This window comes from Blautia wexlerae DSM 19850, from assembly GCF_025148125.1.
GTDB classification, from domain to species: domain Bacteria; phylum Bacillota; class Clostridia; order Lachnospirales; family Lachnospiraceae; genus Blautia_A; species Blautia_A wexlerae.
The window spans coordinates 3,082,699-3,096,788 of record NZ_CP102267.1 but is presented as its reverse complement, the minus strand read 5'-3'; the positions used below and the strand labels follow the sequence as shown (position 1 = coordinate 3,096,788).

The window sequence follows — 14,090 nt, the reverse complement described above, 5'->3', positions numbered from 1 at the left end:
CAGATGTTTAATAAAATTTTGATCGCCAATCGTGGTGAAATTGCAGTGAGGATCATCCGGGCATGTCGTGAGATGGGAATCCGCACAGTAGCCGTATACTCAGAAGCAGACAGAGATGCCCTGCATACCCAGCTTGCAGATGAAGCAGTATGCATCGGAAAGGCACAGTCATCAGACAGCTATCTGAACATGGAGCGAATCTTAAGTGCTACCATTGCCACAAAAGCAGAAGCAATCCACCCGGGATTCGGATTTCTCTCAGAGAACAGCCGTTTTGTGGAAATGTGTGAGAAATGTAATGTGGCATTTATTGGTCCTTCCGCAGAAGTAATTTCCAGAATGGGAAATAAATCTGAGGCGAAAAACACAATGCGGAAAGCTAAAGTCCCGGTAGTGCCCGGCACAAAGGAACCGGTCTACACAGTAGAGCAGGCTTTGGAAGCTGTAAAGGAAATCGGTTTTCCGGTCATGATCAAAGCATCAGCAGGCGGCGGTGGAAAAGGAATGCGTGTAGCCGGAAATGAACAGGAATTTGCCAAATTGTTTGAGACAGCACAGCAGGAGTCGGTCCATTCCTTCTCCGATAATACCATGTATCTGGAACGGTTTGTGGAGAATCCCAGACATGTTGAAGTGCAGATTCTTGCGGATAAATACGGAAATGTAGTTCATCTGGGAGAACGAGACTGCTCTGTTCAGAGACGTCACCAGAAAATGATCGAAGAGTCTCCATGTATCGCAATCTCTGATGATCTGAGAAAGAAAATGGGTGAGACAGCAGTACGGGCAGCAAAGGCAGCAGGCTATGAAAGTGCAGGAACCATAGAATTTCTTCTGGATCAGTCCGGAGAATTTTATTTCATGGAAATGAACACCAGAATCCAGGTAGAACATCCGGTAACAGAATTTGTGTCTGGTGTAGACCTGATCAAAGAGCAGATCTGCATTGCGGCAGGTGAACCGTTAAGCGTTCAGCAGAAAGACATAGAAATCCGCGGCCACGCCATGGAATGCAGAATCAATGCCGAGGATCCTGAGAGACATTTCATGCCATGCCCTGGTAAGATCACTGACTTACATCTTCCCGGTGGAAACGGAATCCGCGTGGATACAGCAGTTTATAATGACTACGCAATCCCGCCCTACTATGATTCTATGATTGCCAAGATCATTGTTTATGACAAAGACCGCCGCAGTGCCATTCGAAAGATGATCAGTGCACTTGGAGAAGTTGCCATCGAAGGAGTAAAAACTAACGTGGATTTTCTGTATGAACTTCTCAATCAGCCGGATTTTCAGGAAGGAAATATCACCACAGATTTCATTCCGCAGCATTATCCGGATCTGTAAAAGAAAACTGGTGCAAATATATTTTATAGTTCAGCAGAAATTACATATTTATTATTGAAAGGTAATTGATAAGCAAATCGATAAAATAATTTTTGACAGAATTAGTTTGATTAATAGTTATTAACGTTATTTTGTTGTCTGAAAGAACATCAAATTGGGTTACATAAAGGAGCAGGATTTTAATGGCAGACTTGAAGAGATTTTTTAAGAAAACAGTTTCAGAAGACCGGCATAAACAGGCCGCATCTGTTTCCGTACCTGAAGGCTTATGGATCAAATGTCCAAAGTGCGGAGAAATGGTTTACAGAGAAGACGTAATATCCAACGCCTATGTGTGCCCGAAATGCGGAGGATATTTCAGAATCAGTGCGAAACGCCGGATCAAAATGATCGCAGATAAAGGAAGTTTTAAAGAGTGGTTCACAGGAATTGACAACAGCAATCCACTGGACTATCCGGATTATCCGCAGAAAATTGAGGATCTGAGAGAAAAAACACACCTTGATGAGGCAATTCTCATCGGAGAAGCCACCATCGGAGGAATCCGTACAGTGATCGGAGCCATGGATACCAGATTTCTCATGGCTTCCATGGGATATGTGGTGGGAGAAAAGATCACCCGCTTATTTGAAGAAGCAACAAAACAGGGACTTCCGGTCATTCTGTTCTGTTGCTCCGGCGGTGCCAGAATGCAGGAAGGAATTGTATCACTGATGCAGATGGCAAAAACCTCCGCAGCCATTAAACGTCACTCCCAGGCAGGGCTTCTCTACACATCTGTGCTGACAGACCCGACTACCGGTGGCGTTACAGCAAGCTTTGCCATGCTTGGAGATATTATCCTTGCAGAACCAGGCTCACTGATCGGATTTGCCGGCCCGAGAGTCATTGAACAGACTATAGGTCAGAAACTGCCGGAGGGCTTCCAGAGACCGGAATTTCTTCTGGAACATGGATTTCTCGACGGAATTGTTGAACGAGGCTCTATGCGGGATGTTCTTTCGCTGACCCTGAAACTGCATGATACCAGAAAATGTTACGGAGAATTTCCACAGGAAACATCTGCCAGATCTTTCGATACTTTTGGCAAAAAGAAAAAGCAGAAGAAACAAAAAAATCTCACAGCCTGGGACAGAGTCCAGATTGCCAGAAGCAGTGACCGTCCGTCAGCAGCGGAATATATTGATGCCATTTTTGATGATTTCATGGAATTTCATGGTGACAGAGGTGTCAGAGACGACAATGCCATCATCGGCGGCATTGCTACACTGGACGGACAGCCCGTTACAGTAATCGGAATCCGTAAAGGGCATACTACAAAAGAAAACATCAGATGTAACTTCGGAATGCCATCACCGGAAGGGTACAAAAAGGCTCTTCGACTGATGAAACAGGCAGAGAAATTCGGACGTGCAGTCATTGCATTTGTAGACACTCCGGGGGCATTCTGTGGACTGGAAGCAGAAGAACGGGGACAGGGCGAAGCCATTGCAAGGAATCTTCTGGAAATGTCCGATTTGAAGGTGCCGGTTCTTTCGGTTGTAATTGGTGAAGGCGGCAGTGGCGGTGCACTTGCACTTGCAGTTGGCAATGAAGTCTGGATGATGGAAAATGCAACCTACACCATCCTTTCACCGGAAGGCTTTGCATCCATTCTCTGGAAAGACAGCAGAAAGGCACCGGAAGCTGCGGAGGTCATGAAAGTAACGGCGGCTCATCTGAAAGAACTGGGAATCATTGAACGGATCATACCGGAGGAATATCCTGCAAGTGAGGAGAGTTTGCCGGAAATTGCAGAATATATGAAGATCAGAATGAAGCAGTTCCTGGAGAAACAGACTGGTAAAAGTGGACTGCAGATTGCACAGGAACGGTATGAGAGGTTTCGTAAGATGTAGCACGATGTTAAAAGGGACGCGCAGAAAAATATTTTATTTGGAGTGCGGTTTCGGGGTCTAAGATATTCTAAGCTCTCAGAAATCTGCTAAAGGCATGAGCCGTCTTGTCAAACTCGCTCCGTTGCAAACTTCGCTCAGACAGTGATGCAGCCGGCTCATAACGCAGATTTCTGAGAACTAAGAATATCTAAGACCCCTGCAAATGCACTCCAAATAAAATATTTTTCTGCGCTGTTTTGTTGCATGTTGTTATGCGTTTTCTTAGGGTTTCTATAGTTATATTGTACAGTAGATATATTATTTTGGTTAATTATTCTGCGAAGTCAGGAGTGGTGCTTTCTTTACTGTTGTACGGTAAATATGTTATATAGCCAATAGTCAGCATGGGAAGCGATAGTGTCCGGGGGTGAATTTGAGGGTTCATTGTAGTTCTTGGCATTTGGGAAGACGCGTTATGAGCCAATCGTTTCACTGTCTGAGCGAAGTCGGAGACGTAGCGAGTTTGAGAGAGTGGCTCGTGATTTTAGCGGCTTCCCAAATGCCTAGAAATACAATGGTTCCGAAACTGAGCCCCCGGATACTATCGCTTCCCATGCGTCCCTATTCAAAAAACATTAAAATTTTCCTCCATCCCGACTTGAAATAAGAAAGCCTCTGACGTATAATAAACCCGAAAGTAGAAAGGCGCTGCTTTTAAGCAGGGTCTTTTTTTACAGATTTTGAATATATAAAAAATTCAGGAGTGAAAAAAGTTATGACCAAGATCAGAACAAGATTTGCACCAAGCCCTACAGGCAGAATGCATGTTGGAAATTTAAGAACAGCATTATATGCATACCTTATTACAAAACATGAAGGCGGAGATTTCATCCTCCGTATTGAAGATACAGACCAGGAACGTTACGTAGAAGGCGCTGTAGATATTATCTACCGTACTCTTGCAAAAACAGGACTTCTCCATGATGAAGGTCCGGACAAGGACAAAGGCTTTGGACCGTATGTTCAGAGCGAGCGTCAGGCACAGGGGATCTATCTGAAATATGCACAGCAGTTAGTAGAACAGGGTGATGCATACTACTGTTTCTGTAAGAAGGAAGAACTGGAAGGTATGAAACGTGTTGTGGCAGGAAAAGAGATTTCCATTTATGACAAACGCTGCCTTAAACTTTCCAAAGAAGAAGTACAGCGTCGTCTTGATGCAGGAGAACCACACGTAATCCGTTTCAATATGCCAACAGAGGGAACTACAACATTCCATGATGTAATCTACGGAGATATCACAGTAAACAATGAGGAACTGGAAGATCTGATCCTGATCAAATCTGATGGATACCCAACTTATAACTTTGCAAACGTAATCGATGACCATTTAATGGAGATCACACACGTAGTAAGAGGTAACGAGTATCTTTCCTCAGCTCCGAAATACAACCGTATCTACGAAGCTTTCGGATGGGATATCCCGGTTTATGTACATTGTCCGCTGATCACAGATGAGACACACCAGAAGCTTTCCAAACGTTGTGGACATTCCTCTTATGAAGACCTGCTTGATCAGGGATTCGTTTCAGAAGCGATCATCAACTATGTGGCACTTCTCGGATGGAGTCCTTCTGACAACAGAGAGATCTTTACACTGGATGAACTGGTACAGGCATTTGATTATCACCATATCAATAAATCTCCGGCAGTATTTGATATTGCGAAACTTCGTTGGATGAATGGTGAGTATATCAAGAAAATGGATGCGGATGAATTCTATGAGAGAGCACTTCCGTATATGAAAGAAGTTCTGAAGAAAGACTACAACTTCAAGAAGATTGCAGGAATGGTACAGACCAGAATCGAAACATTCCCTGACATTCCGGCTCTGATCGACTTCTTTGAGGAAGTACCGGAATATGATTCCGCCATGTACTGCCATAAGAAAATGAAGACAAATGAAGAAACTTCTCTTACAGTATTAAAAGAAGTACTTCCGGTTCTGGAAGAACAGGAAGATTATACAAATGATCCGTTATTTGAAACATTAAGTGCATTTGTAAAAGAGCATGGTTATAAGAATGGATATGTAATGTGGCCTCTGCGTACTGCTGTTTCCGGCAAGCAGATGACGCCGGCCGGTGCTACTGAGATCATGGAGATCATCGGTAAAGATGAGACAATCAAACGAGTAAAGGCAGCTATTGAGAAATTAAGCAAATAAATATGAAGAGAAATCCATCTCAACTTCGGGCAATCACTCACCTGTCAGGACCTATGATGGTCCTGGCAGGTCCCGGCTCGGGGAAAACTTCCGTTATTGTGGAGAGAACTGCATACATGATCAATGAGGGGAAGATACCGGCTTCTTCTATTTTGGTTGTAACTTTTTCCAGAGCAGCGGCAACAGAGATGAAAGAACGGTTTTTGAAATTCGTGGGACAGAACAGAAGCGAAGTGACTTTTGGAACTTTCCACGGAATTTTTTATGGGATTTTGAAAGCGGCCTATCATCTGAGTGCGGCCAATATTCTTTCTGAGGAAGAAAAATTCAGTATTCTACGTGAGATGACTGAGAAATATGGACAGGAAATGGCTCAGGAGGGAGATTTCATTGAAGAAGTTGCCAAGGAAATCAGTGTTGTAAAGGGGAACTGTATTTCTCCGGAGCATTATTATGCATCCTGTTGCTCGGATGAGATATTCAGGGACATTTTTCATGGCTATAAGCAGGCTCTGAAGGCGAAACGCAAGCTGGATTTTGATGATATGATCCTCTGTTGTTATGAACTTTTTTCTCAGAGACAGGATATCCTGAATGCATGGAGAAGAAAATTTGTCTACATTCTGGTGGATGAGTTTCAGGATATCAACAGCTTACAATACAAGATTTTGCAGATGTTGGCGGCACCTGTCAATAACCTGTTTATTGTAGGGGATGATGACCAGTCCATCTATCATTTCCGGGGCGCAAGACCAGAGATTATGTTAAATTTTACAAAGGATTATCCGAAGGCAGAGACAGTCCTTCTGAATGTGAATTACCGGTGCAGTAAGAATATCCTGCGTACAGCCATGGAAGTAATCGGATGTAATACCAGACGTTTCAAAAAGCAGTTGGATACTCCAAATGAAGAAGGGATGCCTGTGACGTGCAAGGAATTTGATAATCCAAGAGAAGAGTATATGTGCGTGGTGGCAGCACTGAAAAAAAGAATGGAGCGCGGCGAGGAGCTGCTAAATACGGCAATCCTGCTTCGTACAAATCAGGAATCGGAAGGTCTGATCAATGTGCTGATGGAATATCAGGTTCCTTTTACAATGAAAGAACAGCTTCCCAATCTTTTCCGCCACTGGATCTGCCGGGCGCTTCTGGCTTATCTTGAAATGGCAGCAGGAGACAGGAGCAGGAAGAATTTTCTGGAGATCATGAACCGGCCAAATCGCTATATTTCCAGAGAAGCGTTGAACAATTCACAGATTAATTTTAATGAACTTCGGGAATATTATAAAGACAAAGACTGGATGTGCGACAGGATTACCACACTGGAAACGCATCTGAGGATTCTTGGTACTCTTTCCCCTTTTGCTGCGATTAATTTTATCAGAAAAGGAATGGGATTCGAAGAATACTTGCGTGAATATGCACAGTATCGTAAAATAAAACCAGAGGAACTGCTTGAGACCCTGGACCGAATCCATGAGAGTGCAAAAGGCATGAAAACCCTGGCGAAGTGGCAGGCTTACATAGAAGAATATACGAAGCGCCTGAATGAACAGGCAAGGAAACAGCAGGATAAAAAAGAAGGAGTGACTATATCCACACTCCATGCGGTAAAAGGTTTGGAATATGATATTGTGTATATTCTGAATGTTAATGAAGGAAGCATTCCATATCGCAAGGCGGTTTTGGCAGAAGCAGTGGAAGAAGAACGAAGATTGTTTTATGTAGGGATGACCAGGGCGAAAAAGAAGCTGGTGCTTGCCTATGTGAAACGCCAGTATGAGAAGGAACGGGAGCCTTCCCGGTTTCTTGAGGAGACAGGCCTATGAATAAAGGAATTATTTACTGTACAAAAATACGGGAAGAATATGAAGGCGCACATATGGAGCATATGATCGCAGAGAAACTTCTGGAAATCGCACTGAAAAAAGAATATGGAATCAATCTGTACAATGAACCCAGAGCAGAGGGAGAACATGGAAAACCATTCCTTTCCTATCGTCCGTCCCTGCATTATAATATCAGTCATTCCGGAAAATATGTGGTATGTATTCTGGCTGATCAGGAGGTTGGAATTGATGTGCAGATTCATTGCAGAGCCAATTATGAAAGAATGCTCAGACGTATGGTACCCCGGGAACAGTATCTCGAAATTCTCTCAGATATAAATGTGGAAAAGAAATTTTTTGAACAGTGGGTACTGAGGGAAGCTTATATCAAATGGACCGGTGAGGGGCTTTCCAGAGACATGAGGACTATATCCATGGATGAAGGCAGTCATATGCTGCTTGATATGGAAGACGGTTACAGTGGAGCAGTATGGGCAATGAATCCCATGGAAATCAACTGGAAATATGAAGACATCATACTTGGGTAAGACATGAACAGACAAACGAAGAAAGAAATCCGGAGACTGGCAGTGAAGATTCTTGTAGCAGTACTGGCACTTGGACTGGCTTTCTGGGGATATGCTTTCGTATACAGGGGTAAGACGGAACCTCCTGCAAAATATCCGGTAACCAACCAGGATGCTGCAGTGTATTCATTACGTGGACAGATACAGATGCTGTCGCAGCAGGAGGAGTTAAATACCTTTGCCTTTGAGGGCAGAAAAAAAGAAAAAGAGTACGGAACTTATATTATTCCCGGACTGAGATATACAAGAACATTCCTGAATGCAGAGGGTACAAAACAGGCGGTATGTACTTCCATGACTCCTCAGGGACTTGCAGTGACCGATGAGTATGTACTTGTAAGTGCCTATTGTCATACGGAAAAACATAACTCTGTTATTTATGTGATCAACAAAGAAACTCACAGATTTATCAAAGAGGTAGTCCTGCCAGGTCTGCCTCATGTAGGCGGACTTGCCTATGATCAGGAACATGATATGCTGTGGTATTCTTCAAATACCAATGGAATCGCGCAGGCGATCAGCATTAAGATGGATGTGCTGCGTGACTATAATTATGCGGATAACCATATGCCTGTGCAGGTAAATCAGACATGTAGTCTTTATGGAATCGTGAGAGATTCTTTTATGACTTTCTATAAGGGGTGCCTGTATGTAGGATGTTTTAACAAATATACAGAAAGCACCATCGCGAGATATGCGGTGGATTCAAAAGGTGATCTGGTGAATACTTTTAATGAGGAACTTGGCATGATGTTTGAAATGGCGGTTCCGCTGGATTATTCTACAATATCAGAACAGGCACAGGGAATGGCTTTTTATAACGATAAGCTGTTGTTGTCTCATTCTTTTGGTATTCTGCCATCCAGGATTGTTTTTTATGAACAGTCGGATAAACGTCTGTATGTCAATGAAAATTCTGCAAGATCATACAGAATGCCTGAGATGATCGAGCAGATTGTTGTAGAAGGGGATGAACTTTACGTACTCTTTGAATCAGGAGCTTATGCGTACAGGGGGTATGCAGGAAATGTGGTAGACCGGGTTCTGAAGCTGAATCTGATAAAAATGGAAGAGTCTTATCAGGAAGAGTACTAAAATCGGTTTGTCCACATATATTAAGTGTAAAGAGGTGAGACATATAGAAGCGCAGCAGATTGAAAACCTGTTTGCCGGAAATATCCGGAATCTTTTAATGGATGCGAAGCTGGATTATGATAAATTATATGAGATACGCCTTCGTGTAGGGCGTCCGTTGTTTTTAACTTATGACGGAGGAGAGTGTTTTCTGCGAAAACCGGGTCAGGAACAGTATCTGGTGACAACGGAAGATCTGAAAGAAACACTGGAATATGTCACAGGATATTCCCTGTATGCTTATGAGGATGAGATCAGACAGGGATTTATCAGTGTTCAGGGTGGTCACAGAGTAGGTGTGACCGGAAAGGTAGTGCTGGATCGGGGCTGGATCATGGGAATGAAATATATTTCCTGCATCAATGTCCGTCTGGCACATGAGATTCAGGGATGTGCGGATAAGGTGATGCCTTATATCCGTACAGAGAAATGGGTTGCAAATACATTGATCATTTCACCGCCAAGGTGTGGAAAGACTACGCTGCTCAGAGATATTATCAGGCAGCTCAGTAATGGATGGGCCAATACCCAGGGTCTGACAATAGGTGTGGTGGACGAGAGAAGTGAGCTGGCAGGCTGTTATCAGGGAATTCCTCAGAATGATCTGGGAATGCGTACAGATGTGCTGGACTGCTGTCCGAAATCAGAAGGTATGCAGATGCTGGTCCGTTCCATGTCACCGGATGTGGTTGCAGTGGATGAGTTAGGCTGTGAAGAGGATTTCAAGGCAGTTGACTCAGTGATCCACTGCGGATGTAAGCTGATCGCAACTGCACATGGAAGCTGTCTGGAGGATGTTCTGGATCAGCCATTTTTTTATAAGCTTATGGGTGAGAAAGTATTTGAACGTTATATTATCCTGGACAAAAATGCTCAGGCGGGATGTCTGAAAGCTGTATTAGATGAAAATGGAAAAGTATGCTTAGAACAGTAGGATTATGTGTAATTGTAATTTCCGGTATCGGTTGCGGTTTTGCCATGAGCAATGAACTTGGCAGACGCAAAAAGATGATGGAAATGATCTTACGGATGATCATCCTCCTAAGAGGAGAAATACGTTATGGAAATAAATCTCTGTACGATGCCTTTACAGGTGCTTCCGGGAAACTGGAAGGGAAGTACAGAGAATTTTTTATACTTACGGCACAGAAAATGAAAGAAAAAACAGGGGATTCCTTTGGGACAATCTTCAGAGAATCGGCCGGAAAGTGTCTGGATCTGGATTGTCTTTCGCAGGAAGAGAGAGACAGATTTTATTCACTGGGAGATCAGCTTGGTTATCTTGGACTGGATATGCAGCTAAAACAGATGGATCTGATGGAAAAGGAAACAGAATATGCGATCAGGGAACTCAGGAAAGATTTTTGTGAAAAAAGAAAATTATACCGCAGTATGGGAATACTGGGTGGAATATTTGTGGCTGTGTTTTTTTGGTGAGCATGTATTTATAATCTGTTTCTTTACTGTGTAGATTACTGTTTTGCTATATCTGGCAGCAGAAGCCGGAAAGGAGAGACTGTGGAGGTAAGTCTTATTTTTAAAATCGCTGCAGTAGGGATTCTGGTTTCTGTTCTCTGCCAGATCCTAAAACACAGTGGAAGGGATGAACAGGCATTTCTGGTAAGCCTGGCGGGGCTTCTGATGGTGCTGTTCTGGATTGTTCCATATATTTATGAACTGTTTGAAAGTATTCAGCAGTTGTTTGTGCTGTGATTTCAAATCAACTGTTATGGCAGTTGACAGAACAGAAAGAGGTTTGAATGGCATGGATATTGTGAAAGTTTCAATCATGGGTATCTGCGGAATGATGCTTGGTTTTATTCTAAAAGAAACCAGACCGGAATTTGCTGCACTTGTGACCATGATGACGGGTTTTCTGATTCTTGGTCTTGCAGCAGGAAAAGTTTCTTATCTGTTTGAAACCATGAACAGGCTGAGAGAAAGCTTCCCCATAGACAGCAGTTATCTCACAGTTCTGGTTAAGATTATCGGGATTACATATATCGGACAGTTTTCATCTGCAATCTGCAAAGATGCCGGATATCAGATGATCGGAACACAGATCGACCTGTTCTGTAAACTGTCTGTGATGGTTCTGAGTATGCCAGTACTGCTGGCAATTCTGGATACGATTTCGGAGTTTATGATATGAGGCAGAATAAAGAGAAAAGTATCAGGAAACAGGCAGATCTGTGGAAAGGTTACTGGTGTATACTGGCATGTATACTTTTGGTGGGAAGAGTGTCATATCTTACATTCTTTCAGAATCATATAGTATCCGTATATGCCGCTGCGCAGACAGAACAGAAAGAAGATTCTTCAGTACAGATCCTGCAGGAGAATCTAATGGAAGAGATACAGATTGATGATGTGCAGAAAATGTTGGATGAGATCATGGATGACCATGTTTTTTCTGTCAGAGAAGCACTGATGAATATCATAAACGGGGAGGAGCCTGTTTCAAAAGAGACTGTACGGAGCTTTTTGTACAGTCTCTTTTTTTCGGATATAGAGAATGAAAAAGGATTAATACTGAAACTTTTACTTGTGATTTTTATTGCAGCGGTGCTGGCGGAGTTTGCTGAGGTTTTCGGAAACGGACAGGCTGGCAGTATCAGCTTTTATATTGTCTATCTTGCGCTGTTTACAATGCTTATGGAGAATTTCTCAAGGCTTGGAAGTACGCTTACAAACTGGCTTCTTGGACTGACGGATTTCATGAAAGTTCTGTCTCCGGCTTATTTTATGACAGTGGCTGCATCAACCGGATCATCAACGGCTGCTGCATTTTATGAAGGGATTTTGCTGATGATCTGGGCGGTTCAGTGGCTTCTTGCAAATCTGTTTCTGCCTGCTGTAAACCTGAGTTTGCTTCTGAAAATGGTTAATTATTTGTCAAAAGAGGAGATGCTTACAAAAATGGCAGAACTTTTGGAGGTAGCTGTAAACTGGGGGTTGAAAACTCTTCTGGGAGCTATTGTTGGTCTGCAGATTGTGCGGAATATGGTGAGCCCGGTGATGGATGCCATGAAGCGTTCTGCTGTTGGCAAGGCAGCGAGTGCGATTCCCGGCATTGGAAATGCAGTGACCGCTGTAACAGAATTAGTGCTGACCAGTGCAGTGATGGTGCGAAACAGTTTTGGCGCAGTAATCGTGATCCTTCTGTTGCTGATTGGAGCAGGACCGATTATCCATTATGGAAGTCTTTCTCTGGTTTATCGTTTTCTGGCTGCGATTGCACAGCCAATTTCTGACAAAAGAGTTGTGGGAGCCCTGAGTACAATGGGGGAGGGATGTGCAATGCTTTTAAAGCTTTTGCTGACAGCAGAAGTACTTTGCATGCTGACATTCCTGATAGTTGTAGTTTCTGTATCCTGATGAACTGACAGAAAGATTGCCGGAGGAAACATATGAAAGAAGAGCTGTATTTATGGATTCGGAATCTGGCAGTATTTTATATCTTTTTCACTGCGGTTCTGAATCTGATACCTGACCAGAAGTATGAGAAATATGTACGCTTTTTTATGGGCCTGCTGCTGATTTTTATGATGAGTACCCCGATATTTTCCATTCTTGGAAAAGGTTCGGAACTGACGGAAAGTTTTCTGGATAATTTTTCTGAAGAAAACAGAGAGAAAGAACTCCGGGAATTTCAGAATATTCAGAAAGTCTATCTGGAAAAAGGTTACGAACTGGAACTGGAACAGAAAATCCGGGAAACTCTGGAAAAAAGAGGCATAGAAGTATATAAGGTGAAAGTAAATATAGAAGGGGAGGAGACGCAGGCAAACCTTGTACTGAAGACAGAAATTTCTCAGGAGGAGAGAAAGGAGCTTAAAGATGTGCTGGTGGAAGAGTGGGGACTTAAAGAAAACAGAATTTGTATCCAGATTGTCCGAAATGAATCCGGCAAAATGGGGAATCCTGTTGCTCATCGGAGTACTTCTGGCAGTAGCGGCGATGCCTGTATCCAGTAAGCAGCAAAAGAAAAATACGGCAGGAGAGCAGAGTGAAGATATGCAAAAAAGTGTTCTGGAAGAGAAACTTGAAGCATTTCTTGAAAATACGGAAGGGGTGGGAAAGGTACAGGTTATCCTGATGACAGATGAGAAGAAAGACAGGCAGAGCTTCTATAATTCAGAAACCATACAGGTGACCGGTGTTCTGATTTCTGCGGAAGGCGGAGGAAATCCTGTAGTGGTCCAAAATATTCAGGAGGCGGTCATGGCATTATTTCAGGTGGATGCTCATAGAATTAGAATAATGAAAATGAAATGAGGAGATAAATGTGAAAAAAGTCATCGGAAAAAATCAGGTCATTATTACATCGCTGGCAATTCTGATTGCAGTGGCAGGATATCTGAACTTTGCGGATGTAGATCTTGGATTCAGGGATAAGGAGGCAAGTACGGACAGCAGCAGTATCCTTGAAGATGCAGGATATGATCTTACAGATGAAACTGCTCTTCTGGATGAAAATCAGGCAGATGGAGGTCTGACTGATAACAGTCTTACAGACAGTCAGGAAACGGATACTCCCGGGGAGGCTGTGTTTACGGGTTCTACAGGATTTGCCGCACAGGCAAAGATCAGCAGAGAACAGGTGCGCTCACAGAACAAGGCAGATCTGCAGGACATTATCAATAATGAAGAAATTGATGATGAAGAGAAGCAGGAGGCAATACATACGATGGTCTCGATGACAGACCTTTCAGAAAAAGAAGCGGCAGCAGAGCTTTTGCTGGAGGCGAAGGGCTTTAAGAATGTAGTTGTAAATCTTACCGGAGAAACTGCGGATGTTGTGATCCCTGAAGCAGAACTTTCTGATGCACAGAGAGCACAGATTGAAGATATTGTAAAAAGGAAAACAGGAATTGCGCCAGAAAATATTGTGATCACCCCACTGAAGGAGAGTGAAGATGCAGAAGATACAACACAGACAGATGAAACATCAGCAGATACTTCGTATGAGGAAGACAGCGAAACATCAGCACAGCCATATGAGGATACCGCAATCGATACAACTGATATTTATGACTGATATTTTGATATGAATATGCGAACATATATCTTGACAGAAAAGAGG

Annotated in this window: 14 protein-coding genes; all 14 read left to right on the top strand. The window is 43.1% G+C overall.

Features of this window, described 5'->3' with window-relative positions; translation table 11 throughout:
- Positions 1 to 3: 3 nt before the first annotated feature.
- The 14 genes from NQ550_RS14350 to NQ550_RS14285 all read left to right on the top strand — a co-directional run bounded on the left by NQ550_RS14350 (position 4) and on the right by NQ550_RS14285 (position 14,045).
- The gene (locus NQ550_RS14350) at positions 4 to 1,350 is read left to right on the top strand and encodes an acetyl-CoA carboxylase biotin carboxylase subunit (protein ID WP_022381151.1); all 1,347 of its coding nucleotides are present in this window, start codon (positions 4 to 6) and stop codon (positions 1,348 to 1,350) included.
- 182 nt (positions 1,351 to 1,532) lie between these two features.
- Positions 1,533 to 3,248, top strand: a complete 1,716-nt coding sequence (locus NQ550_RS14345; protein ID WP_029676824.1) for an acetyl-CoA carboxylase carboxyl transferase subunit — start codon at positions 1,533 to 1,535, stop codon at positions 3,246 to 3,248.
- A 754-nt stretch (positions 3,249 to 4,002) separates the two neighbouring features.
- Entirely contained in the window at positions 4,003 to 5,454 is a 1,452-nt protein-coding gene (gltX, locus tag NQ550_RS14340; RefSeq protein WP_025577328.1) for a glutamate--tRNA ligase, read from the top strand.
- Positions 5,455 to 5,456: 2 nt separating this feature from the next.
- The gene (locus tag NQ550_RS14335; protein WP_025577326.1) at positions 5,457 to 7,283 is read left to right on the top strand and encodes an ATP-dependent helicase; all 1,827 of its coding nucleotides are present in this window, start codon (positions 5,457 to 5,459) and stop codon (positions 7,281 to 7,283) included.
- A complete protein-coding gene (locus tag NQ550_RS14330; protein WP_008704112.1) occupies positions 7,280 to 7,831 on the top strand; it encodes a 4'-phosphopantetheinyl transferase family protein in 552 nt (183 codons plus the stop codon). The genes NQ550_RS14335 and NQ550_RS14330 overlap by 4 nt, the downstream gene beginning before the upstream one ends.
- A 3-nt stretch (positions 7,832 to 7,834) precedes the next feature.
- Positions 7,835 to 8,965 carry a hypothetical protein gene (locus tag NQ550_RS14325; RefSeq protein ID WP_025577324.1) on the top strand — a complete coding sequence of 377 codons (1,131 nt, stop codon included), beginning with the start codon at positions 7,835 to 7,837 and terminating at the stop codon, positions 8,963 to 8,965.
- A gap of 7 nt (positions 8,966 to 8,972) precedes the next feature.
- Positions 8,973 to 9,938, top strand: coding sequence for a stage III sporulation protein AA (gene spoIIIAA / locus NQ550_RS14320; protein WP_259837771.1), 966 nt, complete (start codon positions 8,973 to 8,975; stop codon positions 9,936 to 9,938).
- Positions 9,923 to 10,441 carry a stage III sporulation protein AB gene (locus NQ550_RS14315; RefSeq protein WP_025577321.1) on the top strand — a complete coding sequence of 173 codons (519 nt, stop codon included), beginning with the start codon at positions 9,923 to 9,925 and terminating at the stop codon, positions 10,439 to 10,441. Before spoIIIAA ends, NQ550_RS14315 begins: the two co-directional genes overlap by 16 nt.
- Before the next feature lie 81 nt (positions 10,442 to 10,522).
- Positions 10,523 to 10,717 (top strand): stage III sporulation protein AC, encoded by a 195-nt coding sequence (gene spoIIIAC, locus NQ550_RS14310; RefSeq protein WP_008704108.1) that lies wholly within the window; start codon positions 10,523 to 10,525, stop codon positions 10,715 to 10,717.
- Between the two features lie 16 nt (positions 10,718 to 10,733).
- Positions 10,734 to 11,156, top strand: a complete 423-nt coding sequence (locus tag NQ550_RS14305; protein WP_243099440.1) for a SpoIIIAC/SpoIIIAD family protein — start codon at positions 10,734 to 10,736, stop codon at positions 11,154 to 11,156.
- Positions 11,153 to 12,382, top strand: coding sequence for a stage III sporulation protein AE (locus NQ550_RS14300; RefSeq protein WP_025577319.1), 1,230 nt, complete (start codon positions 11,153 to 11,155; stop codon positions 12,380 to 12,382). Before NQ550_RS14305 ends, NQ550_RS14300 begins: the two co-directional genes overlap by 4 nt.
- A 32-nt stretch (positions 12,383 to 12,414) precedes the next feature.
- Entirely contained in the window at positions 12,415 to 12,981 is a 567-nt protein-coding gene (locus NQ550_RS14295; protein WP_025577317.1) for a stage III sporulation protein AF, read from the top strand.
- Complete coding sequence (locus NQ550_RS14290; protein ID WP_226840004.1) at positions 12,905 to 13,282, top strand: hypothetical protein; 378 nt, start codon at positions 12,905 to 12,907, stop codon at positions 13,280 to 13,282. The genes NQ550_RS14295 and NQ550_RS14290 overlap by 77 nt, the downstream gene beginning before the upstream one ends.
- Positions 13,283 to 13,292: 10 nt before the next feature.
- On the top strand, positions 13,293 to 14,045 hold the full coding sequence (locus tag NQ550_RS14285; protein ID WP_020994069.1) for a SpoIIIAH-like family protein: 753 nt from the start codon (positions 13,293 to 13,295) through the stop codon (positions 14,043 to 14,045).
- Positions 14,046 to 14,090: the final 45 nt, after the last annotated feature.

Excerpts from the sequence above, each read along its gene's own strand:
- NQ550_RS14290 (WP_226840004.1), top strand. The coding sequence starts at position 12,905 with ATGAATCCGGCAAAATGGGGAATCCTGTTGCTCATCGGAGTACTTCTG.
- NQ550_RS14315 (WP_025577321.1), top strand. The coding sequence starts at position 9,923 with ATGCTTAGAACAGTAGGATTATGTGTAATTGTAATTTCCGGTATCGGT.
- NQ550_RS14335 (WP_025577326.1), top strand. The coding sequence starts at position 5,457 with ATGAAGAGAAATCCATCTCAACTTCGGGCAATCACTCACCTGTCAGGA.
- NQ550_RS14345 (WP_029676824.1), top strand. The coding sequence starts at position 1,533 with ATGGCAGACTTGAAGAGATTTTTTAAGAAAACAGTTTCAGAAGACCGG.
- NQ550_RS14330 (WP_008704112.1), top strand. The coding sequence starts at position 7,280 with ATGAATAAAGGAATTATTTACTGTACAAAAATACGGGAAGAATATGAA.
- NQ550_RS14295 (WP_025577317.1), top strand. The coding sequence starts at position 12,415 with ATGAAAGAAGAGCTGTATTTATGGATTCGGAATCTGGCAGTATTTTAT.
- NQ550_RS14325 (WP_025577324.1), top strand. The coding sequence starts at position 7,835 with ATGAACAGACAAACGAAGAAAGAAATCCGGAGACTGGCAGTGAAGATT.
- gltX (WP_025577328.1), top strand. The coding sequence starts at position 4,003 with ATGACCAAGATCAGAACAAGATTTGCACCAAGCCCTACAGGCAGAATG.
- NQ550_RS14305 (WP_243099440.1), top strand. The coding sequence starts at position 10,734 with ATGGCAGTTGACAGAACAGAAAGAGGTTTGAATGGCATGGATATTGTG.
- NQ550_RS14350 (WP_022381151.1), top strand. The coding sequence starts at position 4 with ATGTTTAATAAAATTTTGATCGCCAATCGTGGTGAAATTGCAGTGAGG.
- NQ550_RS14300 (WP_025577319.1), top strand. The coding sequence starts at position 11,153 with ATGAGGCAGAATAAAGAGAAAAGTATCAGGAAACAGGCAGATCTGTGG.